The sequence below is a fragment of the Pseudomonas sp. 15A4 genome, assembly GCF_016925575.1.
Lineage (GTDB): Bacteria > Pseudomonadota > Gammaproteobacteria > Pseudomonadales > Pseudomonadaceae > Aquipseudomonas.
The window spans coordinates 4,403,985-4,427,710 of sequence record NZ_CP068986.1; the positions used below are offsets into that span (position 1 = coordinate 4,403,985).

The window sequence follows — 23,726 nt, forward strand, 5'->3', positions numbered from 1 at the left end:
GGCGACACCCCTACCGCGAGCGTTCAAGCCACTCCGGCTGGAGCGCCGATTCAGCATGAGGCGCCTCATCCGGCTCGGGCGCAGCGCTGGCCTCGGCGACCCCGTGAGCCAATGGTGCAACCTCGCTGGGTGCATGCTTCCGTCCCTTGACCACCGTCACCGTAGGCGTGGCAACCACCGCATTAGCCATGGCTTTCAGTGCTGTGGCTTCCCTCGTGGCGCGGCGAGCCGCAGGCGAAGGCTTCACAGCAGACTTGGCGGTCGCCTCCGTTTGTGCGGCTGGCGAGGTAGCTCCGCTGATTTCGAGTTGGCCGAGCTCGCGCTGGCGCAGCATTTCGCTGGCAGCTTCACGCACCTCGCCCACGCCCTGCAATAACGCCAGGCTTACGTGGACGTCGTGCTTGAAGTCGCGGATGTAGTGCCGGGTTTCATCAGCCTGGCGCTGCATGTCAACCAATGCTGTCTCCAGCAGTGAAATAGTGGCGCGCAGCTTCATCTGTTTTTTGCGTTTTCCGGCTGGCGTGGAGTCGAGACGGTCCCGCTGCTTGCCAAGCTTCTTCTCCACCTTGCTGTGTTTCTTTTCGAGCTTAGCGAGCTTCTTTTCAGCCCCGGCGAGCGCTTGCCCACAGGCGTGCTCAAAATGCTCCAGCAAGATCGTGGCCAGCTCCTGAAGCAGCTGCAGTGGTGTGAGCTCAGTTTTTTGTTTGTTCGCCATACCAGCCTCCCCTTCCCGAATCGCATGTGCCCTGGCCGGTCGGCCAATGGCGTCTGAACAGTTAAGACCGCGGGTCGGGGTTATGGTTGGGTCGATCACGAGCCGCTTCATCGATCGCTTCACCAGCAGGCGCTTTCCAGGATTTCAACAGGGGTGATTGCCGTCCATTGCGTCAACGTTTCGCCCGTTATCCCCTGCTCTGCTCATCTACACGCTAGCCACCCAACTCCGCAGACAACCGTGCCGCGGCGTCCTTGATCACCGGCACCAGGTCGGCCATCTTTTCCAATGGCATGTACGGCACGGTGCTGGCGATGCTGATGCCAGCGACGATCTGTTTGCTGGCGTCACGCACGGGCGCGGCCACGCAGCGGATCGACGGTTCGTTGTCTTCCAGATCGAACGCATAACCGCCCTGCACGTACTCGCGCATGCGCGCCTGCACCTGCTCCCAGGTCTGCTCTTCATGGGCCGGCCACAGCGGATTTTTGCCGGTGGTTGGCACGCTGATCTCATACAGCCGTTGCCATTCGCTTTCCGGGCTGTCCAGCAGCAGCGCCTTGCCGATGCCGGTGCGCGCCAGCGGCATGCGATGGCCCACTCGCGAACGCATCTCCGGACCATTGCGGCCGGGATTCTTGTGCAGGTACAGCACCTCGTCGCCATCGCGCATCGCCAGGTGCACAGTGTCGCCGGTGAGCGCCGATAATTCGTCGAGAAAGGGTTTGGCGAGCACCAGCAGCGGCACTTCTTCCTGGGCCTGGAACCCCAGTTCGATCAACCTGGGCCCGAGGAGATAACCCGTTTGCGGCACCACTCGCAGGTAGCGCTCCTCCACCAGACAACTGGCAAGCCGGTGCGTGGTGCTGCGGGTGGTGCCGATGAGCCGGGCGATTTCCTTGAGGTCGCGAGCGCCGCTGGCGACCGCATGAATCACGCCCAGGCCGCGAATCAGCGTTTGCGTGCCGGTGGGTGCAGGGTCTTTGCCAGTGACGGCGGTGTCGGATGCATCTTGCATGGCGCGCCTTATCGAATCAGAAAACCGGCGTCATTATCGTCGCCAGCCTTGAAGCCTGCCAGCGTTGTGCAGAATTTGCTCTGCGTCGGCACAGGGTCATGACCACTCGATGCGTTCGACCTTGCCCACCAACAGCATGTCGGACAACGCGCCGTACGCACGCTCGAAGACCATCGCATTTTCCCCAAGATTCACCTTGGTAGCACGCTTCCCAGGGCAGATAATTAAGCAGTTTCGCTGATGAAGGATTCCGCAGGCATGAGGCAAAAGGTTCTGAGACTTTCGCAAAATCACCATGGCCGTGACTTTGTCGTAGGTGACATTCACTTCAAAACCACCGACTTGTACAAAGGCCTGCACAAACTAGGCTTTGACAGCAAGACTGACCGAGTCATCGGCGTCGGCGACCTCATTGATCGCGGCCCGGGCGTGCTCGATGGGCTTAAGCTTTTGGGCGAGCCGTGGTTTTTCACCGTAATGGGCAACCATGAACAGATGCTGATTCGGGCTTACCGTGAAAACCCGGACGCTCGTTATGGCTCTCATGGTGCGGGTTGGTGGGCAACCGTCGCCGATGAGTCGAAAGAGATGATCATCGTCAAGCTTGAGACCCTCCCTACCCTCATCGAGATCGAATCACCCCTTGGGGTCGTCGGCGTTATACACGGGGATGTACCGAGAGGCTTGTCCTGGCAGCGGTTCGTCAACGATATCGACAACGCGGAAGTCGAAGAAATAGCCCTCTGGGGGCGAGAGCGGATCAAAAAACATAACCGTCAAGGCGTCGCCGGCGTATGGCGTGTTTGCACGGGTCACACATGGATTCCAGAGCCGTTACGCCTCGGGAACGTGCTCGCGCTGGATTGCACCGGAGGCGGCGACGGGCCTTTGGGGATTTACTGCGTCCAGGACGATACCCTCTATGTCGACGGTCTTTCCGTGGCGCTTGACCAAGCTGAAGTTTTCACGGAGTTGCTTAAAGATCTAGAGCGCACGCAGGCAGAACTCAACAACACGTTGAGTGCTGGCACGCTAATCGAATCCCAACGCCTGAGCCATAAGGTTGAAGGTTTAGCGGGTCGGGCGAATACTGCCTGGCGTGCACTGCAGCCTGAGCTCGAAGCGTCTCAGAAGCTCTTGAATGAGCTCCACGGGCTCAGCCTGCTTGGCGGGGAGCGTAGGGTCATGAAGCTAAAAGAATTACGGTCTGCATACGAAGGAACCCACATTGAAGGATTACTGAACAGGCTGTTCTCCTAAACGCGAGCGCTGTTGCTTCCCGACAGTAACCGGGGGCAAGACTGATGACTTGGAACAGGTGATGGATCATCGATGGCTGACCTTGCACGCCACAACTCGTTGAACATGGTGGCGCGTCTTGTGATTGCTCGGTCAGCATAACAATGGGGCGCTACCCCATAATCCAGGGTGTATTTGCCATTCGCTTGCGGTGTATTCGCTGATTGCATACGAAGTATCGTTTGCTGTGACCAGCACTGCGGGAAATTGCGCGAACGTAATCATTGCGGCAGCGAAGTCTTGGCACTCTTTCACTTAAAGACCCTTTCTGTAAATTCAAAGGTGCCGCGGGGTAAGCGCGAAGTCCCTCGAGCCACAAGTCTATCTTGCGTCGTGGCTAAGTAGTGGCTCAGCTCAAGTTCCCGCGATCTATTACTTGAATACCTCTCTATTACTCATCCCGCGTAGACATGCGACTGCGGAGGTCGCCAAGCCCCACGCTGAACCAACTAAAGACGCGCTACTTGCTCTACAGTGGAACTAAAATGCCACCATCCAGGATTGCACCTTAGTTGTGCCTGCTCCGTCTGGATGCCTCATCACAGCGCCTTGTGCCCTATCATCCGCTTGTTTTCTTGCTATTGGGTTTGTATCAAATTTGAAACAAATAAGTTGCCATCTCCTGCGCAGCGGACTATTTTCTTACGGCGCTCACTAGGGAGCTAATAAATAAAAAAGGTGTGCAGGGATGCGAAGGTTCAAGCCGTCCAATGCTGTCCGTTATTCCGTTAAACCCGCAACCACGACCGCACTTTGCGCGTTGTCTTTTACCTTTGGCTGCTCGGCTTATGCCGACTATGCGGAACAGGGAAGTTAGGTGACGCGGCCAGTTGGCGCTCGGAAGAGTTTCAGAGTGACTGGGGATTGGGCCGTATCCAGGCTGACCAGGCCTATGCTGCCGGTATCACCGGCAGCGGCGTAAAAATCGGCGCAATGGACTCAGGATTCGACCCCTCTCATCCCGAAGCCAGCCCATCCCGGTACCATGCGGTAACGGCCAACGGCACCTACGTAAATGGTTCGCCCTTTAGCGTTACGGGTGCCATCAACCCTAATAACGACACCCACGGCACGCACGTGACCGGGACCATGGGCGCGGCCCGGGATGGCGTTGGCATGCATGGCGTGGCGTACAACGCGCAAATCTATGTGGCCAACACCAACCAGAGCGACAGCTTCCTGTTCGGCCCGAGCCCGGATCCGCAGTACTTCAAGGCGGCCTATGGCGCGCTGGCCGATGCCGGTGTGCGGGCGATCAACAACAGTTGGGGTAGCCAGCCGCCGGATGTGACCTACGCGACGTTGAAAGGCGTACAGGCTGCCTATGCCCAGCATTACAACCGGGGCACCTGGCTGGATGAAGCGGCTAACGTGTCGCGCAAGGGCGTGATCAACGTCTTCAGTGCTGGCAATACTGGCTATGCCAACGCCAGTGTGCGTTCTGCGCTGCCGTATTTCGAGCCAGACCTGGAAGGCCACTGGCTGGCGGTGTCTGGCCTGGACAGCGCCAATACGCAGCGCTACAACCAGTGCGGCATTGCCAAATACTGGTGCATCACCACGCCCGGGAGGCTGATCAACAGCACCGTGCCTGGCGGCGGCTATGCGCTCAAGTCCGGTACGTCCATGGCCGCGCCCCATGCCACGGGCGCATTGGCGCTGGTGATGGAGCGCTATCCGTACATGAACAACGAGCAGGCCTTGCAGGTGCTGCTCACCACCGCGACCCAGCTCGATGGTTCGGTCACCCAGGCGCCCAATGGCACTGTGGGCTGGGGTGTGGTCAACCTGGAGCGGGCCATGCGCGGCCCAGGCCAGTTGCTGGGCTCCTTCGATGCCACCCTGGCCGCCGGCCAAACCGATGTCTGGAGTAACAATATTTCTGATCAGGCGTTGATCCAGCGTCAGGCCGAGGACACTGCTGAACAGACCGCCTGGCAGCAAACCCTGGTCAGCAGAGGTTGGCAGAACGGCGTGGCCAGCACCGCCAGCCAACAGGACCAGACCGACTACGCCGTGGGCACCGCCCGCGCTGCGGCAGCGGCTCAGCGCCAGTATCAAGGCAGCCTGATCAAGTCCGGCGCGGGCCGACTGATCCTTGAAGGCAACAATACCTATCGCGGCGATACCCAGGTCAACGGTGGTGTGCTGTCGGTCAATGGCTCCCTGGCGTCCGCCGTGCAGGTCAATGCGGGTGGCACCCTGGGCGGCAATGGCCAGGTCGGTAACCTCACCGCGTTAAACGGCGGGCAGGTTGCGCCGGGCAACTCCATCGGCACCTTGCGGGTGAACGGTGACTTAACCTTCGCGCCGGGCTCAACCTACGCGGTAGAGCTTTCGCCAACGGCCAGTGACCGCATTGTGGCCACCGGCAGTGCCACGGTGTCGGGGGCCAACATGACCCTGGCCCTGGACCCAACGCCGCTGCCATTAAATGCCACGCCCGGCCAAACCCTGATTGGCCGTCAGTACAACGTGTTGCAAGCCGCCAATGGTGTGAACGGGCAGTTTGCTGCGGTCACCTCCAACTACGCTTTCCTCGGCGGCCGGCCGGACTACGCCGCTAACGGCGTCGCGCTGAATATCGAGCGCACGGCGGCTTTCGACAGCGTGGCGCGAACCCCTAACCAGTCAGCCGTGGCCTCGGCCGCCGAGCAATTGGGGGCGGGCAACGCGGTGTATGAAAACCTGCTGCTCGCTCAAAGTGCCGCCTCGGCCCGGGAAAGTTTCCAGCAGCTGTCGGGCGAGATCTACCCGGCAGTCGCCACCCAGTTGATCAATGACAGCCGCTATGTACGTGATGCCGTTGGCGAGCGCCTGGGCGCCAGCGTGTTCGGCGCCGACGCCAATACGGCAGCGCAAGACAATGTGTGGTTCAAGGCCTTGGGCGCGTGGGGCAAAACGGATTCCGGTAGCGATACGGCGGGCTATACCTCATCCATTGGCGGCGTGCTGGCGGGTGTCGACGGCGACGTAGGTGAAGCCACGCGCCTTGGCCTGGTAGGCGGCTACAGTGACAGCTCGGTGAATATGGGCTCGGGCACCCATTCCCGTGCATCGGTAGACAGCTACCATCTGGGCGCGTACCTGGGTCATGAGATCGGCGCCTGGCGCCTGACCTTCGGCGGTGCCTACAGCTGGCACCGGATCGACGGCAGGCGCGATGTACAAGTCGGCGGCGCCAGTGGCCAGGAGAAAACCAAACACGATGCGCAAACCGCACAGGTATTCACCGAAGCGGCGTACCGTATTCAGTTGCAGCCCGCAGTGCTTGAACCCTTCGCCAACCTGGCCTATGTGCACCTTGGCACGGATAGCTTCAGCGAGAAGGGAGATGCTGCAGCGCTTGCATCCGGCAGCGATACCCGTGAAGCCGTGCTCGGCACGCTGGGTGTACGGGCGCTTAAAACCATCGCAATCAATGATCATCAGAAGCTGGATCTCTCCGGCAGCCTGGGCTGGCAGCACAACCTGAGCGACACCGATTCAGAGCAGCACATGGCCTTTGCGGCAGGCGGCAGCAGCTTTGGCATCGAAAGTTCGCCCCTGGTGCGTGACGCGGCCCTGGTGGGTGCCCATGCCCGCATGGCACTGAGCCGTGAGGCCAGCGTTAGCCTGGACTACAACGGCCAATTGGCCAGCCGTGAAAAAAGCCACGGCATCGGCTTGAGCCTTAACTGGCAGTTCTAAGAGCAAAGCGGCACGGCGAGCCAGGCCTTCGCCCGCCGCTTTCCTGAAGCGGAATGTTTCAACCTTCCCATTGTTGGAAAAAGAACGACGCGGATGCCAAGACGGCATTCGCGCGGGGTTTTGTGTGCGCTAACTAAGGACAGTTGTATTTATGAAAAAGCCATCCACCACTCGACAGGTTGCTGTCAGCTCCATTCGGCACGCTATCCGGCAAGCCCATCGCGTTTCTTGCGGCGCCCTGGCCGGTTACCTGGGCACCCTCGGTGTAGCCCAGGCTGCGCCTTACGTAGAAGCCGGCCAGGCCGGGAATGTCGCCAGTTGGCGCAGCCCGGAGTTCACGGCCCAATGGGGGCTGGGCGCGATCAACGCTGACCAGGCCTATGCGGCCGGTTACACCGGCAAGGGCGTGAAGTTGGGGATTTTCGATCAGCCGGTGTACGCAGCGCACCCGGAATTCGCCAGCCCGGATAAGGTGATCAATCTGGTGACCAGTGGCAATCGCGAGTACACCGACCCCTATATTCCGGTAAAGGCCGGCGACGCCTTCCGTTACGACGGCGCCCCTACCCCTGACTCTAACGGCCGGCTGGGTAACCACGGCACCCACGTAGGTGGCATCGCTGGCGGCAACCGAGACGGCGGGCCCATGCACGGCGTGGCCTTCAACGCCCAGATCATCAGCGCCGACAACGGCGACCCAGGCCCGGAAGACGGCATTGTGCTGGGCAACGATGGCGCGGTTTACCAGGCTGGCTGGAACGCATTGGTCAGCAGTGGCGCGCGCATCATCAATAACAGCTGGGGCATTGGCATTACCGACCGCTTTGACCAGGGCGGTCGCGACCCGGCCTTTCCGCACTTCACCGTGCAGGATGCGCAGCTGCAGTTTGATCAGATCCAACAGATCCTCGGCACTCGCCCCGGGGGCGCTTACCAGGGCGCCATCGATGCCGCGCGCAGCGGCGTGGTGACTATTTTCGCCGCAGGCAACGACTACAACCTGAACAACCCGGACGCCATGGCCGGGCTAGGGTATTTCGTGCCAGAGATCGCCCCCAACTGGCTGACGGTTGCTGCTTTGCAGCAAAACCCCAACGCCACGGCCGCCGGCGCCACGCCTTACACCTTGAGCACCTTTTCTTCTCGCTGCGGCTACACGGCCAGCTTCTGCGTGTCGGCGCCAGGTACGCGGATCTACAGCTCCGTGCTGAACGGCACCAGCTTGCAAGACCTGACGGTGGGCTGGGCCAACAAAAACGGTACGTCCATGGCCGCGCCCCATGTGGCGGGGAGCATGGCGGTACTGATGGAGCGCTTCCCCTACATGACCGGCGCACAGGTCGCCGACGTGTTGAAAACCACCGCCACCGACCTCGGCGCGCCTGGCGTGGACGCGCTCTATGGCTGGGGCATGATCAACCTGGGCAAGGCCGTCAACGGCCCGAGCATGTTCGTCACCGAGGCGGATATTCCTGCTGAGTTTCGTATCAGCGGCGCTTATGGCGACAGCCAGTTCGTGGCCAACCTGCCGGGGGTAGGCGCGGTGGTCGATGCCGGTAAACCGACCCAGCGCCTCTGCAGCGGGCCACAATGCGGGCGGGACACGTGGAGCAATGACATCTCCGGGCATGGCGGCTTGACCAAGACGGGTATCGGTACCTTGGTGCTGACCGGTGCCAACACCTACAGCGGCCCAACCCTGGTCAATGAAGGGCGCCTGGCGATCAATGGATCGCTGGCCTCGGCGGTGACCGTCAACGACACCGGCATGCTTGGCGGCAACGGCCGGGTCGCGTCCCTTACTGCCAACCGTGGCGGTACGGTAGCGCCGGGCAATTCCGTGGGGACCTTACAGGTGGCGGGCGACCTTAACCTGGCGCCCGGCGCTGTGTATGCGGTGGAGTTGTCGCCCACTGGCAGCGACCGCATCATCGCCGGCGGACAGGCTACGGTGAGCGGTGCGACCATGGCCCTCTCGCTGGAAAACGGCACCGGCTTCACCACAGGCGAGGTCAACAGCCTGATCGGCCGGCAGTTCAACGTGCTGCAAGCCGCTGGCGGCGTGCAGGGCCAGTTCGGGTCGGTGCTGGATAACTACGCCTTTCTGGATGGCGACCTGGCCTACAGCGGTACGGGCGTTGCCTTGGCCCTGGAGCGCAACGGGGATAGCTTCGCCAGCGCCGCGCAAACCGCTAACCAGGCCAACGTAGCGGCCGCCGCCGAGCAATTAGGGGCCGGTAACGCGGTGTACGAAGAGCTGCTGTTGAGCCCTGATGCGGCTACCGCTCGGCGTGCCTATACCCAGTTGTCCGGCGAAGTGCATCCGGCCATCGCCACTCAGTTGATCAACGACAGCCGCCAGCTACGCGATGCCGTAGGTGATCGCCTGCGCGTCGAAGGGCTGTACGAACAGCCTGCGGAGGGTGTTGAAGGCAACAACCTGTGGGTGAAAGGCCTGGGCGCCTGGGGCAAGAACGCCGGCAGCAGCGACAGCGCCAGTTCAACCTCATCCCTGGGCGGCCTGCTCGCCGGTGTGGACGGTTTGGTGGCTGAGCACACCCGGTTGGGCGCCATGGCCGGTTACAGCGATACCTCGCTAGGCATGGGTGACGACACCCATTCCAGCGCCTCGGCTGATAGCTACCACCTGGGTGTCTACATTGGCCACGAAGAAGGGCCGTTGCGCCTGACCGCCGGTGCATCCCATAGCTGGCACCGCATCGACGTCAAGCGAGACCTGCAACTGGGCACCTCGACCGACCGCCTGAAGGTCAAGCGCGACGCGCAATCGACCCAGGTGTTCACCGAAGGGGCCTATCGCCTGAACCTGCAGCCTTTGGCGCTAGAGCCCTTCGCCAACCTGGCCTATGTGCACTTCGACAGCGACAGCTTTACGGAGAAGGGAGGCGCCATGGCGCTGAAGGGTGATGACGACACCCGCGACACCGTGCTTTCCACCCTTGGCGTACGCGCCGGTAGCCGTTTCAACCTGACCGACACTCAGAAGCTGGACGTGTCCGGTACCTTGGGTTGGCAGCATAACCTGAGCGATACCTCGGCCGAGCAGCACCTGGCCTTTGCCAGCGGGGTGAATACCTTTGGCGTGCAAAGCGTTTCCATGGACCGGGACGCAGCCGTGGTGGGCGCCCGCGCCAGCCTTGCCCTGAACCGGGATGCGCGGATCAGCCTGGACTACAACGGGCTGCTGGGTGCCCGGGATAAAACCCACGGCGTGGGGCTGTCGCTGAATTGGGAGTTCTAACTTCTAGCGCTGCCTGAAAGCCTGCGCCAGCTTGGTGCTCTCACCCGCTACTAAAAAACCATTTGGAGGGTCGATTTGGTCCCTCCAAATGGTTCAGCAGCTATCTGGTGGAGCTCCTAAACATGGGCAACACAGCGAACTCGAAAGCCTGCTCTCTTTGATGCAGACAGCCTCTAAAGCCCGGTCCTGCCCAGGCATAGCCGCCTCCATGCCTTTCTCGGGAAACGTTCATCACGGGGCAAGTGATTGACGTTCCTCTTTACGTATCAACAGCATCATTACAACTCGATGCGTTCCACCTTGCCCACCAACAGGATGTAAGACAGCGCCCCGAGCAGCGCCAGAACGGCAATGTAGGTGATCGCTGGCGCAAAGGAATCACCCGACGCCAGGAAGCCGATGACGATCGGTGTGGCGATCGCTGCCAGGTTGCCGATCAGGTTGAACGTCCCGCCGGTCAACCCCAACAGCCGCGCCGGAGCGAGGGTCGAGACCAGCGACCAAGTGATCGACGCCAGGCCGTTGCCGAAAAACGCCAGGGCCAGGAAGGCGATCACCAGCGGGGTCGAGTCGACGTAATTGGCGCCGATGATTGAGGTGGAGATCAGCAGACCGGCGATGATCGGCGTCTTGCGCGCGAAACCCACGGTGTGACCGCGACGGATCAGCCAGTCGGAGAAGAACCCCGAGCAGAGCACGCCGACGAAAGCCGCGAGGAACGGCAGCGACGCCAGCAGGCCGGACTTGATGAAGTCCATGCCGCGGTATTTGACCAGGTAGGTCGGGAACCAGGTGAGGAAGAACCACAGCGTCGAGTTCAGGCAGAACTGGCCCAGGTAGATGCCCCACAGCTTGCGCTTGGTCAGCACGATGCCCAGGTCCTGCCAGCTGAAACCGCTCTTGCGTTTCGAGGCGTCGGTCTGCATGTCGACCAGCCCGCCGCCGTCCTTGATCAAGTCGATCTCGCCCTGATTGATCCCTTTGAAATCACGGGGTTCTCGGTAAACCATGTACCAGATCGCCGCCCAGAGCACACCGACGCCGCCGGTGGCGACGAACACCATGTGCCAGCCATAGCGGGTCTGCAGCCAGGCGAGCACCGGGGTCAGAAACGCCAGGCCGACGAACTGGCCGGAGGTATAAAAGCCGACGGCGGTGGCGCGTTCCTTTTCCGGGAACCAGGCGGTGACGACGCGGCTGTTGATCGGATACGCCGGGGCCTCCAGCGCGCCGACGGCCATGCGCAAAATGAACAGGCCGATGAAGCTGCCAACGAAGCCGAGAAAGATGGTCGCAATGGACCACAGCGCCAGCGCCACGGTGTAGAGGATGCGCGGCGGCACGCGATCCACCAGCCAGCCGCCGGGCAGCTGCATGGCGGCGTAGGTCCAGCCGAACGCGGAGAAGATCAGGCCGACATGCACCGGGTCGATGCCCAGCTCGCTGGTCAGTGCGGGCGCGGCGATGGACAGGTTGCTGCGGTCGAGGTAGTTGATCACCACGGTGATGAACAGCAGCACCATGATGAAAAAGCGTTTGCGGGTCGGCGTGGCGGTGGTCGCCCGCGCCTGGGTTGCGGTCTGTGTGCGCAAGGGAAGTGCCTCTTTTTATGGTTATCTGAGGTCTGGCGTTATGTGTTTCGTGTGTTAGTTGAGTTGTGATTGTTCCCACGCTCCGCGTGGTGAAACCGCCCGCAACGCTCCGCGTCTGGAAGTCGACGCGGAGCATCGGAAGACGCGTTACCACGCAGAGCGCGGGAACGATCATTAAGGTGGCCGGAAAGGCTCACTCTCCCTGTTGGAGCCGGCTTGCTGGCGAACGCAATTCATCATTCACCAACGCAGCGCCTGACCCGCCGCATTCGCCAGCAAGCCGGCTCCTACAGGTTCAACACCTGTCAGTCAGCACGGGTCAATTACCTCAATCACCACTCGGCGAAGCTGCCGTCGGCATGGCGCCAGATCGGGTTGCGCCAGCGGTGGCCGATGGCGGCGCGCTCCTTGACGTACTCTTCGTTGATTTCGATGCCCAGGCCCGGCCCGTTCGGGATCTTCACCATGCCTTTGTCGTAATCGAAGACTTCCGGGTTTTTGATGTAATCGAGCAGGTCGTTGCTCTCGTTGTAGTGAATGCCCAGGCTCTGCTCCTGAATGAACGCGTTGTAGCAGACGGCGTCCAGTTGCAGACACGCGGCCAGCGCGATCGGGCCCAGCGGGCAATGCAGCGCCAGCGCGACGTCATAGGCCTCGGCCATGTTGGCGATCTTGCGGGTTTCGGTGATGCCGCCGGCGTGGGAAGCATCCGGCTGGATGATGTCGACATAGCCTTCGCTCAAGACGCGCTTGAAATCCCAGCGGGAAAACAGGCGCTCGCCCAGGGCAATCGGCGTGCTGGTCAGCGGCGCCAGCTCCTTCAGCGCTTCGTAGTTCTCGCTGAGCACCGGTTCTTCGATGAACATCAGCTTGTACGGGTCCAGCTCTTTCATCAGCACCTTGGCCATCGGCTTGTGCACGCGACCGTGGAAGTCGACGCCGATGCCCACGTTCGGGCCCACGGCGTCACGCACGGCAGCGACGTTGGCCAGGGCCAGATCGACCTTGTCGAAGGTGTCGAGGAACTGCAGCTCTTCGGTACCGTTCATTTTCACCGCAGTGAAGCCTCGCTCCACCGCTTCTTTTGCCGCACGAGCGGTGTCAGCAGGACGGTCGCCGCCGATCCACGAATACACCCGAATCTTGTCGCGCACCTGGCCGCCGAGCAGGTCGCTGACCGACACGCCGAGCGCCTTGCCCTTGATGTCCCACAGCGCCTGGTCGATGCCCGCCAATGCGCTCATGTGAATGGCGCCGCCGCGGTAGAAGCCGCCGCGATAGAGCACGGTCCAGATGTCTTCGATGTTGCGAGGGTCTTTGCCGATCAGGTAGTCGGACAGTTCCTCAACCGCTGCAGCCACGGTGTGGGCGCGGCCCTCGACCACAGGCTCGCCCCAACCGGTGACGCCCTGGTCGGTTTCGACTTTCAGGAAGCACCAGCGCGGCGGAACGATGTACGTCGTGAGTTTGGTGATTTTCATGTCTTGTCTCTCTTATTCAAAAACACATGCTGTTGGCGCACTTGTTTAAAAACACATGCTGTTGGCGCACTTGTTTAAAAACACATGCTGTTGGCGCACTTGTTTAAAAACACAGCCCCGATGGCGCAACGAGCGGGTGGGTCACTGGTTGTTCGCAGGCTTGTGCTGGTTCCAGGCTTCAACGTAGGCCTTGGCGCTCTTGGCGACGTCCTCGGCGCTCATGCCCGGCTTGAACAAGCCCGAACCCAGACCGAAACCGGAGACCCCGGCGTCGAGGAACACCTTCATGTTGTCCGGGGTGATGCCGCCGACCGGAATCAGCGCCGTGCCGGCTGGCAACACCGCCAGCCAGGCCTTGACCACCGCCGGGCCCATCTGCTCGGCAGGGAACATCTTCAGCACGTCGGCACCTTCGGCAAGCGCGGCGAAGGCTTCGGTGGGCGTCGCTACGCCCGGAGACAAAAACAGGCCTTCGGCCTTGGCCGCGCGCAGCACCTTGGGATCACTGTGGGGCATAACGATAACCTGACCGCCCGCTTCCTTGACCTGACGCACTTGCTCCGGCGTCAGCACCGTGCCGGCACCGATCAGGCAATCGGCGGGCAAACTCTGACGCAGCAGGCGGATGCTGTCGTACGGCTGCGGGGAATTGAGCGGCACTTCGATGACGCGGAAACCGGCGGTGTACAGCACGTCACCGATGGCCGGTGCTTCTTCGGGGCGCAGGCCGCGCAGAATCGCGACCAGACCGTTTTGCACGAGGGCTTGCTTGAGCATGTCAGTTCTCTACGTGAAGGGGCCGGGCAGCGGCCGAAGAGGAGGATTGAATCAGACCGGCCTGCACCGCGACCTGCCAGAGGCCACGCTCGGTGGCCTGCTCGGCCAGGGTCACCTGGGCAAAGCCGTTGGCATCGAGGGCGCGCCGGTAGCGGGCGATCAGGGCGTCGCTGCCGATCAGGATCACGGCGGGCAAGTGCGCGTCGGTCTGACGCAGCAGTTGCGCCAGCGCGACGATTTCGTGGCCGATCAGCAGGCCGGACAGGTAATCGGATTGAGCGGAGCCGGACAGCACGCCGGTCAAGCCGAGGGTGCGGCAACTGAAGATGGTCGACAGGGGACCTGCCGCACCGCTGGCCGAGCAAGACACTGCCACGCCCCGGTCAAACGCTTCAGCGTCGAAGGTCTCGCTGCGCTGCATCGTGCGGCCGAGAATGGTGTGGCTGGACAGCGCCGCGTAGACCTCGCCGGTCATGAAGGTGTCGAAATGCTCGATCCGGCCGTCCACCGCCCTCACCCACTTCGAGTGGCTCCCGGGCAGGCCGATCAATAGGGGTTTGGCGGCTTCGCTGGCGGGCAGCGAGTCCAAGATGCCGAGGACCTGGGTTTCTTCGCCGCGCATCACGTTGGGCAGCTCGGAGCGCTGCAGGATGCCGGGAATAATATGAACGTCGACGCCGCGCACGCTGCGCACCGTGACCAGCGCGGAACTGAGGGCCGCGACGCTGGCGGGCGTCTGCTGGTAGACGGCTTCGCGCCAGCCCTGAGCGCTGCCGACCATGCCGCAGGCGATCACCGGCAGCGTCGGTTCGGCGTCGAGCCAGTCGCCGCAGGCTTCGTCAAACGCCAGCTCGAATCCGTTGGAGATCTGCTGCCCGCCGATCAAGCGGGGCGTCGAGGGCAGCTGCATGATGCCCGCGTCGAGCGAACGTTGTTCCAGTACCCGGCCGTGTTCGCCGAGTCGATACGCGCGAAGGGATGTCGTACCCCAATCGAGCGCGATCAATTGCGCCTGCATGGCTTCACCTGATTGTTATTAATGAGTGAATGCGGGACGGACTATAAACCGGTTGCTGGCGATATCTCAATATATAACGGACGATCCCACATATTGGGATTCCAACGAATCGTCACGCAAATTCGATAAATGCCTGTTCCGTCCGGGTTTGCGGTTCGGCATACTGCTGCCCGTCGCTGGCGACGCTTATACGAAGACCCGGATTCGTCTCGACGCATGATGACCTTGGGGCTGCTCCGCCTCACGCCGTGCCTTTCACCGGTTTTTTCATGTGCCCTGCCCACTCATCGGCCTCAGTGTCGAAGGTGGTAACTTTCCTGCCTGTCGCACCCTTTCAATGTTTGCTCTGCCCTGCACGCCTGCTGGCGCCTGTTCGCGTGCCCGCACGCCTGACTCATCTGAAAAAGGATCCTCAAGATGAAGCGATTCGTCGTGCTCGACAGCCTGCGCGGTCTCTGCGCCCTGACCTTGATTGTTCATCACTCGCACATCGAGCGAAGCATCACGGAGCTGGCGTTTTTCCGTAATGCCAGCCAATTCGCCGGTTTGTTTTTTGCGCTCAGCGGCTTTCTGATGTACCGCCGCTACGTCGGCACACTAAATAGTGCGCGGCAGCTCGGCGACTTCACGATGGCCCGCGCCTGCCGGGTGATGCCGCTGCACTTGGCGGTACTGTTGTTCTTCATCGGTTTCGAGTGTTTGAAGCTGATCATGGAGCGCTACGGGCTGCTGTTGAATTTCCCGGCGTTCAGTGGGGATCGGGCGCCCGGAGAAATCCTGCCCAATGTGTTGCTGATCCAGGCGTGGTGGCCGGGCTTCAACGCGTTGTCGTTCAACTACCCGTCCTGGTGGCTCAGCGTAGCGTTTTATCTGTGGCTGATCTTCGCGCTGATCTGCTACGCGTTGCCGAGAATGGCGCGGATGCTGTTCACGCTGCTGGGCGGGTTGGCGTTTGTCGGGCTGTTCGCAGATTCCGATCTGCTGACGCGTTATGTGTTGTGGGGCGCGGCGTGTTTCTTTGCGGGCACGGTGACGCACAGGCTCTATGCGCGGCTGCGGAATTTCGCGCCGGGCGTAGCATTGGCCAGCGTGCTTGAACTGGTCATATTGGCGACCATCGGCTGGGTGATGGTGGCCGGCGAGGCCCCGCTGACGATTGAACTGGCGCTGCTGTTTTGCTTGGCGATTCTGATATTCGCGTGGGAGGCCGGAGCGGTTTCGCGGCTGTTGCAAGCGCGGCCCTTTCCGGCGCTGGGCAGGCTGTGGCTGTCGATTTACCTGACCCATGCCGCAGTGATTTTCGTGGTCGCCACCGGGCTGACGGTGGCGGCCAAGTTCGGCGGTTATCCGCTGTTGGTGGACAGGCCGGGGGAGATGCCGGGGTCGCTGGTGCGTTATCTGAGTACAGGCACTGCCCTGAACGACAATCTGTTGTTGCTGTTGGTGGTGGTGGCGGTTGTGGTCCTTTCGATGTTGGTTCATCGCTACATCGAGGTGCCTGGGGTGCGGTTTGGGGAGTGCTTGAGACGCAGATCGTTTCGCGGCCGGCGGAGCGATGATGTCTCTCGCATCAACGTCTGAAGGCAGAGCAGAATCAAGAGTGCTGCTCTCGGTTTAGCCCGACTTCGTCGGGGACCCTCAGTCCGGTCCGGTCTGGCACATGGACCCGCCACCTTCAATGGCGGGGCTCCCGCGGCATCGGCACTCTTCGCCGAGCAGGCCATGTCCACTACTGGTGCGTCACCCAGAACGCCACCGCCCCCACAACCAGCACAATAATGAAAAGAATGGCCCATGCATCCACATGGCTCTCGGATTTGGCAACTTTCGGGTGATTTCGCATTGCATCGCCTTTTGTCTGTTTTATGGGTGATCGCAAAACTCGCGTGCCAACGACGGACGTCGTCGGCCATCGCCTCAGTAAAGTTCAGGGATGCCCTTATCACAAGTGAGGCTATGCCAACCCGACGTGCTGCTTAGCACTTTCGGTTCTGTGCATATACTCAAACATCACTTTTGCGCATATCTGCAAACTGGTAACCTCCCCCGGCTCCGCAAGGAGTGCGCGGCCGTGCGCGCAGATTTGTTCGGTAGCCTGAAAGCAGACGACAACGCATCGCCTTTCCGGCTGGCCCAGCAGCAGTGAACCGCCTGAGAACAGGACCACCATGTACGTATACGACGAGTACGATCAGCGGATCGTCGAGGACCGCGTCAAGCAGTTCCGCGACCAGACCCGCCGCTATCTGGCCGGCGAGCTCAGTGAAGAAGAGTTCCGCCCGCTTCGCCTGCAAAACGGCCTCTACATCCAACGCTTCGCCCCGATGCTGCGGGTGGCTGTGCCTTACGGCCAGCTGACGTCACGCCAGGCCCGCATGCTGGCGAAGATCGCCCGCGATTACGACAAGGGCTACGCACACATCAGTACCCGCCAGAACGTGCAGTTCAACTGGCCGGCACTCGAAGACATTCCCGACATTCTCGCCGAGCTGGCCACCGTGCAGATGCACGCGATCCAGACCAGCGGCAACTGCCTGCGCAACGTCACCACGGACCAGTTCGCCGGCGTGGCAGCCGACGAGTTGGTGGACCCGCGCCCCTGGTGTGAAATCGTCCGTCAGTGGACGACCTTTCACCCGGAATTCGCCTACCTGCCGCGCAAGTTCAAGATCGCGATCAACGGTTCGACGTCCGACCGCGCCGCCATCGAAGTGCACGACATCGGCCTGGAGCCGGTCAAGAATGCTGCCGGCGAACTGGGCTTCCGCGTGCTGGTCGGCGGCGGTTTGGGCCGCACGCCAGTGGTCGGTGCGTTCATCAATGAGTTCCTGCCGTGGCAGGACCTGTTGAGCTACCTCGACGCCATCCTGCGTGTGTACAACCGCTACGGCCGTCGCGACAACAAATACAAGGCGCGCATCAAGATTCTGGTCAAGGCCCTGACACCTGAAGTGTTCGCCGAGAAGGTCGAGGCCGAAATGGCCCACCTGCGCGGCGGCCAGACCACGCTGACCGAGGCCGAAGTGCATCGCGTCGCCAAACACTTCGTCGACCCGGACTACAAGCCGCTGACCGATTACAGCGCCGAACTGGCTGAGCTGGACAAACAGCACCCCGGCTTTGCCCGTTGGCGCTCGCGCAACGTCCTGGCCCATAAAAAGCCGGGGTACGCCGCAGTTACGCTGTCGCTGAAACCCACGGGTGTTGCCCCGGGCGATCTGACCGACAAGCAACTGGATGGCATCGCCGACCTCGCCGACCGCTACAGCTTCGGTCAACTGCGTACGTCCCACGTGCAGAACATAATCCTGGCCGACGTTGAGCAGAGCCAACTGTTCACGATGTGGGGCGAGCTGCGCGAGCAAGGCTTCGCGACGCCAAACATTGGCTTGCTGACGGACATCATTTGCTGCCCGGGCGGCGACTTCTGCTCGCTGGCCAACGCCAAGTCGATCCCGATTGCCGAATCGATCCAGCGCCGTTTCGACGACCTTGATTACCTGTTCGACATCGGCGAGCTGGACCTCAACATCTCCGGCTGCATGAACGCCTGCGGTCACCACCACGTTGGCCACATCGGTATTCTCGGCGTGGACAAAAAGGGCGAAGAGTTCTATCAGGTGTCGCTGGGCGGCAGCGCCAGCCGCGACGCCAGCCTGGGCAAGATCCTCGGCCCGTCGTTCGCACAGGACGTCATGCCGGATGTGATCGAGAAGCTGATCAACGTCTACGTCGAGAAACGCAACGAAGACGAGCGCTTCATCGATACGTACCAGCGTATTGGCATCGACCCTTTCAAGGAGCGCGTCTATGCAGCGAATCATTAAGAACAACGCGGTCATCGACGAGACCTGGCACCTGCTGCCCAAGGACACGACGTTCGACAGCCTGTCCAACTGCGACGATCTGATCGTGCCGCTGAACCTGTGGCGCGAGCATGCCCATGCGTTGAAGGCCCGCGACGGCGGTTTGGGCGTCTGGCTGGACAGCGACGAGGAAGCCGAGGAAATCGGTGACGACGCGGATCAGTTCCAGGTCATCGCCCTGAACTTCCCGGCATTCACCGACGGCCGCAGCTACTCCAACGCCCGCCTGTTGCGTGACCGCTACGGTTACAAGGGCGAGTTGCGGGCCATCGGTGATGTGCTGCGTGATCAACTGTTCTACCTGCACCGCTGCGGGTTCGACGCGTTTGCGATTCGTGCGGACAAAGACCCGTACGAAGCGCTGGAGGGTCTGAGGGACTTTTCCGTGACGTATCAAGCTGCCACCGACGAGCCGCTGCCGCTGTTCCGGCGTCGTTGATCCGACACGGATCGACAGGCAACAAAAAGCCCCGGTTTCGTGAGAAGCCGGGGCTTTTTTAGTTCTGCGGGATAAAGCTACGAACACCCTCAGTCCTGCGGTATGACGTCCGACGCCTTCCCGGCTAAAGCCGGTCCTACGAAATCACCAGAACCGCTGTTGCGTCAGCTTGCCCCACCACCCTGTCACCAAATGGTCGACCGAGGTGCTCGCCGCGATGCCCACACGCTGCTGCAGGCTTTTGCGCTCGGCGTAGTGCAGATGGAACACCTCGGCGGTTTTGGCTTTCTCCGACAGGTATTCATCGCTGGTCTTCAGCTCATCCACCAGTTGCTTGTCCTTGGCCGCGATGCCCAGCCAGATCTCGCCGGTGGCGACTTCGTCGATCTGCAACTGCGGGCGGTAGCTGGCGACGAAGTTCTTGAACAGCTCGTGGGTGATGTCCAGGTCCTCCTGGAATTTCTCGCGACCCTTCTCGGTGTTTTCGCCGAACACCGTCAACGTGCGCTTGTACTCGCCGGCGGTGAGCACTTCGAAATCGATGTCGTGCTTCTTCAGCAGGCGATTGACGTTAGGCAGCTGGGCAACCACGCCAATCGACCCCAGAATCGCGAACGGCGCACTGATGATCCGGGTGCCGATGCACGCCATCATGTAGCCGCCGCTGGCCGCGACCTTGTCGATGCAAATGGTCAGCGGAATGCCCGCCTGACGAATCCGCGCCAGTTGCGACGATGCCAGACCGTAGCTGTGCACCATGCCACCGCCGCTTTCCAGGCGCAGCACCACTTCATCCTTGGGGGTGGCGAGGGTCAACAGCGCGGTGATCTCATTGCGCATGTTCTCGGTGGCCGAGGCCTTGATGTCACCGTCGAAGTCCAGCACGTAGACACGCGACTTCACCTCGGTGGACTTCTTGTCCTTTTTCAGTTCCTTGGCCTGGGACTTGCGCAACGCCTTGAGCCGCGCCTTGTCCAGCAGCGAACCTTCAAGGCGATCACGCAGCCCTTTGTAGAAGTCATTGAGCTTGGTGACGTGCAACTGACCGCCTGCACCGCGGCGCCCACGACCTCGCATCGAGCCGATGACCACCAGCACCACGATGATCGCGATCACGATGGTGACGGTCTTTGCCAGGAAACTGGCGTAATCGAAAATGAACTCCACAGAAACTCCTTACCGGTACAGCAGATCCTCGGCAGAGGATCGCGAATGGGGCCAAGCATACCGGCGCGCCGGTCGCCGGGCCAGTGACGAGACGGGGGATTGGGGGCCAGATCGGCCAATTCAAACGAGCGTATGTTTTTTCATTGACAGACCGCGGGCCGTCCTCATAACCTCCCAGCACTTTCAACGTGCCAGGGTGACGCGGTCGTGGGCAGCATCTATCTCATACGACATGGCCAGGCCTCGTTTGGTGCGGACGATTACGACGTCTTGTCGCCCACCGGTTTTCGCCAGTCGGAAATCCTCGGCGCACACCTCGCGCAGCTGGGTCTGACCTTCGACCGCTGCATCAGCGGCGCCCTGTACCGCCAGCGCCACACGGCTGAAACGGTGATTGCCCAGCTCAACGCCGCCGGCCTCGCCACCCCCGAGCTTGAAACCGACATCGCCTTCAATGAATTCAACGCCGAAGGCGTGATCCGTGCGTTGATCCCCGCGATGCTGGATGAAGAACCCGAAGCCTTCGAGATCATGCGCGACGCCGCCAACAACCGCGCCGAGTTTCAGCGTTTGTTTGCCGCGATCATTCGCCGCTGGCTGGTGGGCGATCACGACGCCGCCGCCCTGCAGAGCTGGCAAGCGTTCGTCGAGGAGGTTGAAGCGGGCCTGAGCGGGATTCTCGACAGCGCCGGACCAAGCGATCGCATCGCCGTGTTCACCTCCGGCGGCACCATCACTGCCCTGCTCCACCTGATCACGCAAATGCCGGCCACCCAGGCCTTCGAACTCAACTGGCACATCGTCAACACCTCGCTCAACCACCTAAAGTTCCGTGAGCGCGAGGTGTCCCTGGCTTCCTTCAACAGTTACGCGCACCTGCAACTGATGAAGGCGCCGGAGCTCATCACCTACCGCTGAGCCCGGCCAACCGCACCCGCAAAGTGCTCGTCATCACTCATATAAAAGGATCACACCATGAGCTCCGTAGAAAACGCCGTTCAAGCCATGAAAGCCAAGTTCAACCCAGCCGCCGCCGCAGGCCTGGACCTGGTGTTCGGGTTCCGCATCGACGAAACCAAGAACTTCTCCCTGATCGTCAAGAACAGCACCTGCGAATTGCAGGAAGGCGAAAACCCGGACGCCCAGGTCACGCTGGTGATGGACGGCGAAACCCTGGAAGGCATCGTCAGCGGCGAGACCGACGGCATGCAGGCGTTCATGGGCGGCAAACTGCGCGCTGAAGGCGACATGATGCTGGCGATGAAACTGAGCGAGCTGTTCCCTTCCTGAGAACGCACCGTTCTTGTAAAAACCGAAGCTGCCTGGCTTCGGTTTTTTTCGTCCAGACTGCGCGCAAGACAACGACCCCGTCCGTGAATCAGGGCGGCTGATTGCCCCGTAACACCCACGCCAATAGCCCTTGTTCACGGGCGTGGGGGCGCATTAGATTAGCCAATGATCCTGGCCAACCAAAATAATCTGCAGGGATAAGCATGCCGCTCACCGACCAGTCCACCCAGGTTCGATCCGGCGAAGAACTCGACGCTGCGTTGATCGACCCTTACCTGAAAGCCCATATCCCCGGCCTGAGCGCCAGCGCGCAGATCAGCCAGTTTCCCGGTGGCGCGTCGAACCTGACGTACCTGCTGAAGTATCCGGAGCAGGAATTCGTCCTGCGCCGTCCGCCTTTGGCCACAAGGCGAAAAGCGCCCACGACATGGGCCGCGAATTTCGCATCCTGAATCAGCTGCGGGACGCCTTCCCTTATTGCCCCAAGGCGTACTTGCATTGCACCGACGAAAGCGTCATCGGTGCCGAGTTCTATGTGATGGAGCGGGTCAAGGGCATCATCCTGCGCTCGGAGTTGCCCGCCGAGCTGAACCTCGACGCCGCGCAAACCGAAGCCCTGTGCAAGAGCTTCATCGATCGGCTGGTCGAGCTGCATCAGGTGGATTACACCGCCTGTGGGCTGGGCGACCTGGGCAAACCCCAGGGCTATGTGGAGCGGCAGATTCGCGGCTGGACCGAGCGCTACGAGAAAGCGCGCACCGCCGACGCACCGAGCTGGGAAAAGGTCGCGCGCTGGCTGGACGAGAAAAAGCCCGCGGACCACCCCGTTTCCAGCCTGGTGCACAACGATTACCGCTTCGACAATGTGATCCTCGACCCCGACAACCCGATGCAGATCATCGGCGTGCTCGACTGGGAGCTGACAACCCTGGGCGATCCGCTGATGGACCTGGGCAACAGCCTGGCGTACTGGATTCAGGCGGACGACCCGGCGCCAGTGCAGCTGATGCGGCGTCAGCCCAGCCATGCGCCGGGCATGCTCACCCGCAATGAGTTCGTGGCGTACTACGCCGAGCGCTCGGGCATTGCCATCGACAATTTCGACTTTTACTACACCTACGGGCTGTTCCGTCTGGCCGGCATCGTCCAGCAGATCTACTACCGCTTCTTCCACGGCCAGACCCAGGACAAGCGCTTCGCCCAGTTCATTCACATGAACGCCCTGCTGGAGCGGATGGCCCTGCAAGTGATTGAGCATTCCAGCCTCTGATTGCGACACGACAAGGAAAACAACATGTCCAAGACCCAACTGTTCGACCTCGACGGCAAGATCGCTTTCGTCTCGGGCGCCAGCCGTGGCATCGGCGAGGCGATCGCCAAACTGCTGGCCCAGCAAGGCGCCCATGTCATCGTTTCGAGCCGCCGGATCGACGGCTGCCAGCAAGTGGCAGATGCGATCATCGCCGAGGGCGGTCAAGCGACGGCCATTGCCTGCCACATCGGTGAAATGGAACAGATCACGGCCGTGTTCGCGCAGATCCGCGAGCAGTTTGGCCGCCTGGACATTCTGGTGAACAACGCGGCCACCAACCCGCAGTTCTGCAACGTGCTGGACACCGACCTCGGCGCGTTTCAGAAGACCGTTGACGTGAACATCCGCGGCTATTTCTTCATGTCGGTGGAAGCCGGCAAGCTGATGCGCGAGCACGGCGGCGGCAGCATCATCAATGTGGCCTCGATCAACGGCGTCTCGCCGGGCGTGTATCAGGGCATCTATTCGGTGACCAAAGCGGCCGTGATCAACATGACCAAGGTCTTCGCCAAGGAGTGCGCGCAGTTCGGCATCCGCTGCAATGCCCTGCTGCCCGGCCTGACCGACACCAAATTCGCCTCGGCGCTGGTGAGCAACGAGAAGATCCTCAACACCGCGTTGGCGCAGATTCCCCTGAAGCGGGTCGCGGCGCCGAGCGAAATGGCGGGGACGGTGCTGTACCTGGCCAGCGATGCGTCGAGCTATACGACAGGCGTGGCATTGAATGTGGATGGCGGTTTCCTGTCCTGAGCCTCTTGAGCACACCTGACCCGCTGAGGTGAAACTGAGGTGTTCCTGAT

The 23,726-nt window shown here is 61.4% G+C and carries 15 protein-coding genes and 2 pseudogenes; 10 read left to right on the forward strand and 7 right to left on the reverse strand.

The genetic code is table 11. The annotated features are described in order from the left end of the window. Positions 1-10: 10 nt before the first annotated feature. Together JN403_RS19415 and JN403_RS19420 are read right to left on the reverse strand one after the other, a co-directional pair. Positions 11-715: an AlgP family protein gene (locus JN403_RS19415; RefSeq protein ID WP_205483880.1), complete on the reverse strand. Its 705-nt coding sequence runs from the start codon at positions 713-715 to the stop codon at positions 11-13. A 214-nt stretch (positions 716-929) separates the two neighbouring features. Beyond that, the gene (locus JN403_RS19420; RefSeq protein WP_122538373.1) at positions 930-1,733 is read right to left on the reverse strand and encodes an IclR family transcriptional regulator; all 804 of its coding nucleotides are present in this window, start codon (positions 1,731-1,733) and stop codon (positions 930-932) included. Between the two features lie 240 nt (positions 1,734-1,973). Here JN403_RS19420 and JN403_RS19425 point away from each other — a divergent pair, with 240 nt between their 5' ends. The 3 genes and pseudogenes from JN403_RS19425 to JN403_RS19435 all read left to right on the forward strand — a co-directional run bounded on the left by JN403_RS19425 (position 1,974) and on the right by JN403_RS19435 (position 9,984). Then, positions 1,974-2,993, forward strand: coding sequence for a metallophosphoesterase (locus JN403_RS19425; protein ID WP_240356681.1), 1,020 nt, complete (start codon positions 1,974-1,976; stop codon positions 2,991-2,993). Between the two features lie 727 nt (positions 2,994-3,720). After that, a pseudogene (locus JN403_RS19430) lies at positions 3,721-6,722 on the forward strand (autotransporter domain-containing protein). Positions 6,723-6,873: 151 nt separating this feature from the next. After that, positions 6,874-9,984 (forward strand): autotransporter serine protease, encoded by a 3,111-nt coding sequence (locus tag JN403_RS19435; RefSeq protein WP_205483882.1) that lies wholly within the window; start codon positions 6,874-6,876, stop codon positions 9,982-9,984. Between the two features lie 278 nt (positions 9,985-10,262). On the opposite strand, the gene JN403_RS19440 is transcribed toward JN403_RS19435, so the two are convergent. The 4 genes from JN403_RS19440 to JN403_RS19455 all read right to left on the reverse strand — a co-directional run bounded on the left by JN403_RS19440 (position 10,263) and on the right by JN403_RS19455 (position 14,852). Further along, positions 10,263-11,507 (reverse strand): MFS transporter, encoded by a 1,245-nt coding sequence (locus tag JN403_RS19440; RefSeq protein WP_240357016.1) that lies wholly within the window; start codon positions 11,505-11,507, stop codon positions 10,263-10,265. Positions 11,508-11,908: 401 nt separating this feature from the next. Then, entirely contained in the window at positions 11,909-13,057 is a 1,149-nt protein-coding gene (dgoD, locus tag JN403_RS19445; protein ID WP_065986272.1) for a galactonate dehydratase, read from the reverse strand. 141 nt (positions 13,058-13,198) lie between these two features. Then, positions 13,199-13,834 carry a 2-dehydro-3-deoxy-6-phosphogalactonate aldolase gene (locus JN403_RS19450; protein WP_122538364.1) on the reverse strand — a complete coding sequence of 212 codons (636 nt, stop codon included), beginning with the start codon at positions 13,832-13,834 and terminating at the stop codon, positions 13,199-13,201. Between the two features lies 1 nt (position 13,835). Continuing rightward, positions 13,836-14,852: a 2-dehydro-3-deoxygalactonokinase gene (locus JN403_RS19455; RefSeq protein WP_205483886.1), complete on the reverse strand. Its 1,017-nt coding sequence runs from the start codon at positions 14,850-14,852 to the stop codon at positions 13,836-13,838. Positions 14,853-15,269: 417 nt separating this feature from the next. Between JN403_RS19455 and JN403_RS19460 the strand changes: the two genes are divergently transcribed. From JN403_RS19460 to JN403_RS19470, 3 genes are all read left to right on the forward strand, one after another. Continuing rightward, complete coding sequence (locus JN403_RS19460) at positions 15,270-16,433, forward strand: acyltransferase (protein WP_205483888.1); 1,164 nt, start codon at positions 15,270-15,272, stop codon at positions 16,431-16,433. Between the two features lie 587 nt (positions 16,434-17,020). Next, positions 17,021-18,679 (forward strand): nitrite/sulfite reductase, encoded by a 1,659-nt coding sequence (locus JN403_RS19465; protein WP_205483890.1) that lies wholly within the window; start codon positions 17,021-17,023, stop codon positions 18,677-18,679. Then, complete coding sequence (locus JN403_RS19470; protein WP_074887803.1) at positions 18,663-19,157, forward strand: DUF934 domain-containing protein; 495 nt, start codon at positions 18,663-18,665, stop codon at positions 19,155-19,157. The genes JN403_RS19465 and JN403_RS19470 overlap by 17 nt, the downstream gene beginning before the upstream one ends. Positions 19,158-19,301: 144 nt before the next feature. Here the strand turns inward: JN403_RS19470 and sohB are convergent, their stop codons facing one another. After that, entirely contained in the window at positions 19,302-20,324 is a 1,023-nt protein-coding gene (sohB, locus tag JN403_RS19475) for a protease SohB (protein ID WP_122538352.1), read from the reverse strand. A gap of 207 nt (positions 20,325-20,531) precedes the next feature. Between sohB and JN403_RS19480 the strand changes: the two genes are divergently transcribed. From JN403_RS19480 to JN403_RS19495, 4 genes and pseudogenes are all read left to right on the forward strand, one after another. Continuing rightward, complete coding sequence (locus JN403_RS19480) at positions 20,532-21,242, forward strand: histidine phosphatase family protein (RefSeq protein ID WP_205483892.1); 711 nt, start codon at positions 20,532-20,534, stop codon at positions 21,240-21,242. Between the two features lie 57 nt (positions 21,243-21,299). Then, positions 21,300-21,614: an SCP2 sterol-binding domain-containing protein gene (locus JN403_RS19485; RefSeq protein WP_205483895.1), complete on the forward strand. Its 315-nt coding sequence runs from the start codon at positions 21,300-21,302 to the stop codon at positions 21,612-21,614. A 203-nt stretch (positions 21,615-21,817) separates the two neighbouring features. Further along, positions 21,818-22,884 (forward strand): annotated as a pseudogene (locus JN403_RS19490) (phosphotransferase family protein). A 24-nt stretch (positions 22,885-22,908) separates the two neighbouring features. Then, positions 22,909-23,676, forward strand: coding sequence for an SDR family oxidoreductase (locus JN403_RS19495; RefSeq protein ID WP_065991408.1), 768 nt, complete (start codon positions 22,909-22,911; stop codon positions 23,674-23,676). The last annotated feature ends 50 nt before the right edge of the window (positions 23,677-23,726 follow it).

Excerpts from the sequence above, each read along its gene's own strand:
- JN403_RS19415 (WP_205483880.1), bottom strand. The coding sequence starts at position 715 with ATGGCGAACAAACAAAAAACTGAGCTCACACCACTGCAGCTGCTTCAG.
- JN403_RS19420 (WP_122538373.1), bottom strand. The coding sequence starts at position 1,733 with ATGCAAGATGCATCCGACACCGCCGTCACTGGCAAAGACCCTGCACCC.
- JN403_RS19425 (WP_240356681.1), top strand. The coding sequence starts at position 1,974 with ATGAAGGATTCCGCAGGCATGAGGCAAAAGGTTCTGAGACTTTCGCAA.
- JN403_RS19435 (WP_205483882.1), top strand. The coding sequence starts at position 6,874 with ATGAAAAAGCCATCCACCACTCGACAGGTTGCTGTCAGCTCCATTCGG.
- JN403_RS19440 (WP_240357016.1), bottom strand. The coding sequence starts at position 11,507 with ATGGTGCTGCTGTTCATCACCGTGGTGATCAACTACCTCGACCGCAGC.
- dgoD (WP_065986272.1), bottom strand. The coding sequence starts at position 13,057 with ATGAAAATCACCAAACTCACGACGTACATCGTTCCGCCGCGCTGGTGC.
- JN403_RS19450 (WP_122538364.1), bottom strand. The coding sequence starts at position 13,834 with ATGCTCAAGCAAGCCCTCGTGCAAAACGGTCTGGTCGCGATTCTGCGC.
- JN403_RS19455 (WP_205483886.1), bottom strand. The coding sequence starts at position 14,852 with ATGCAGGCGCAATTGATCGCGCTCGATTGGGGTACGACATCCCTTCGC.
- JN403_RS19460 (WP_205483888.1), top strand. The coding sequence starts at position 15,270 with ATGAAGCGATTCGTCGTGCTCGACAGCCTGCGCGGTCTCTGCGCCCTG.
- JN403_RS19465 (WP_205483890.1), top strand. The coding sequence starts at position 17,021 with ATGTACGTATACGACGAGTACGATCAGCGGATCGTCGAGGACCGCGTC.
- JN403_RS19470 (WP_074887803.1), top strand. The coding sequence starts at position 18,663 with ATGCAGCGAATCATTAAGAACAACGCGGTCATCGACGAGACCTGGCAC.
- JN403_RS19485 (WP_205483895.1), top strand. The coding sequence starts at position 21,300 with ATGAGCTCCGTAGAAAACGCCGTTCAAGCCATGAAAGCCAAGTTCAAC.
- JN403_RS19495 (WP_065991408.1), top strand. The coding sequence starts at position 22,909 with ATGTCCAAGACCCAACTGTTCGACCTCGACGGCAAGATCGCTTTCGTC.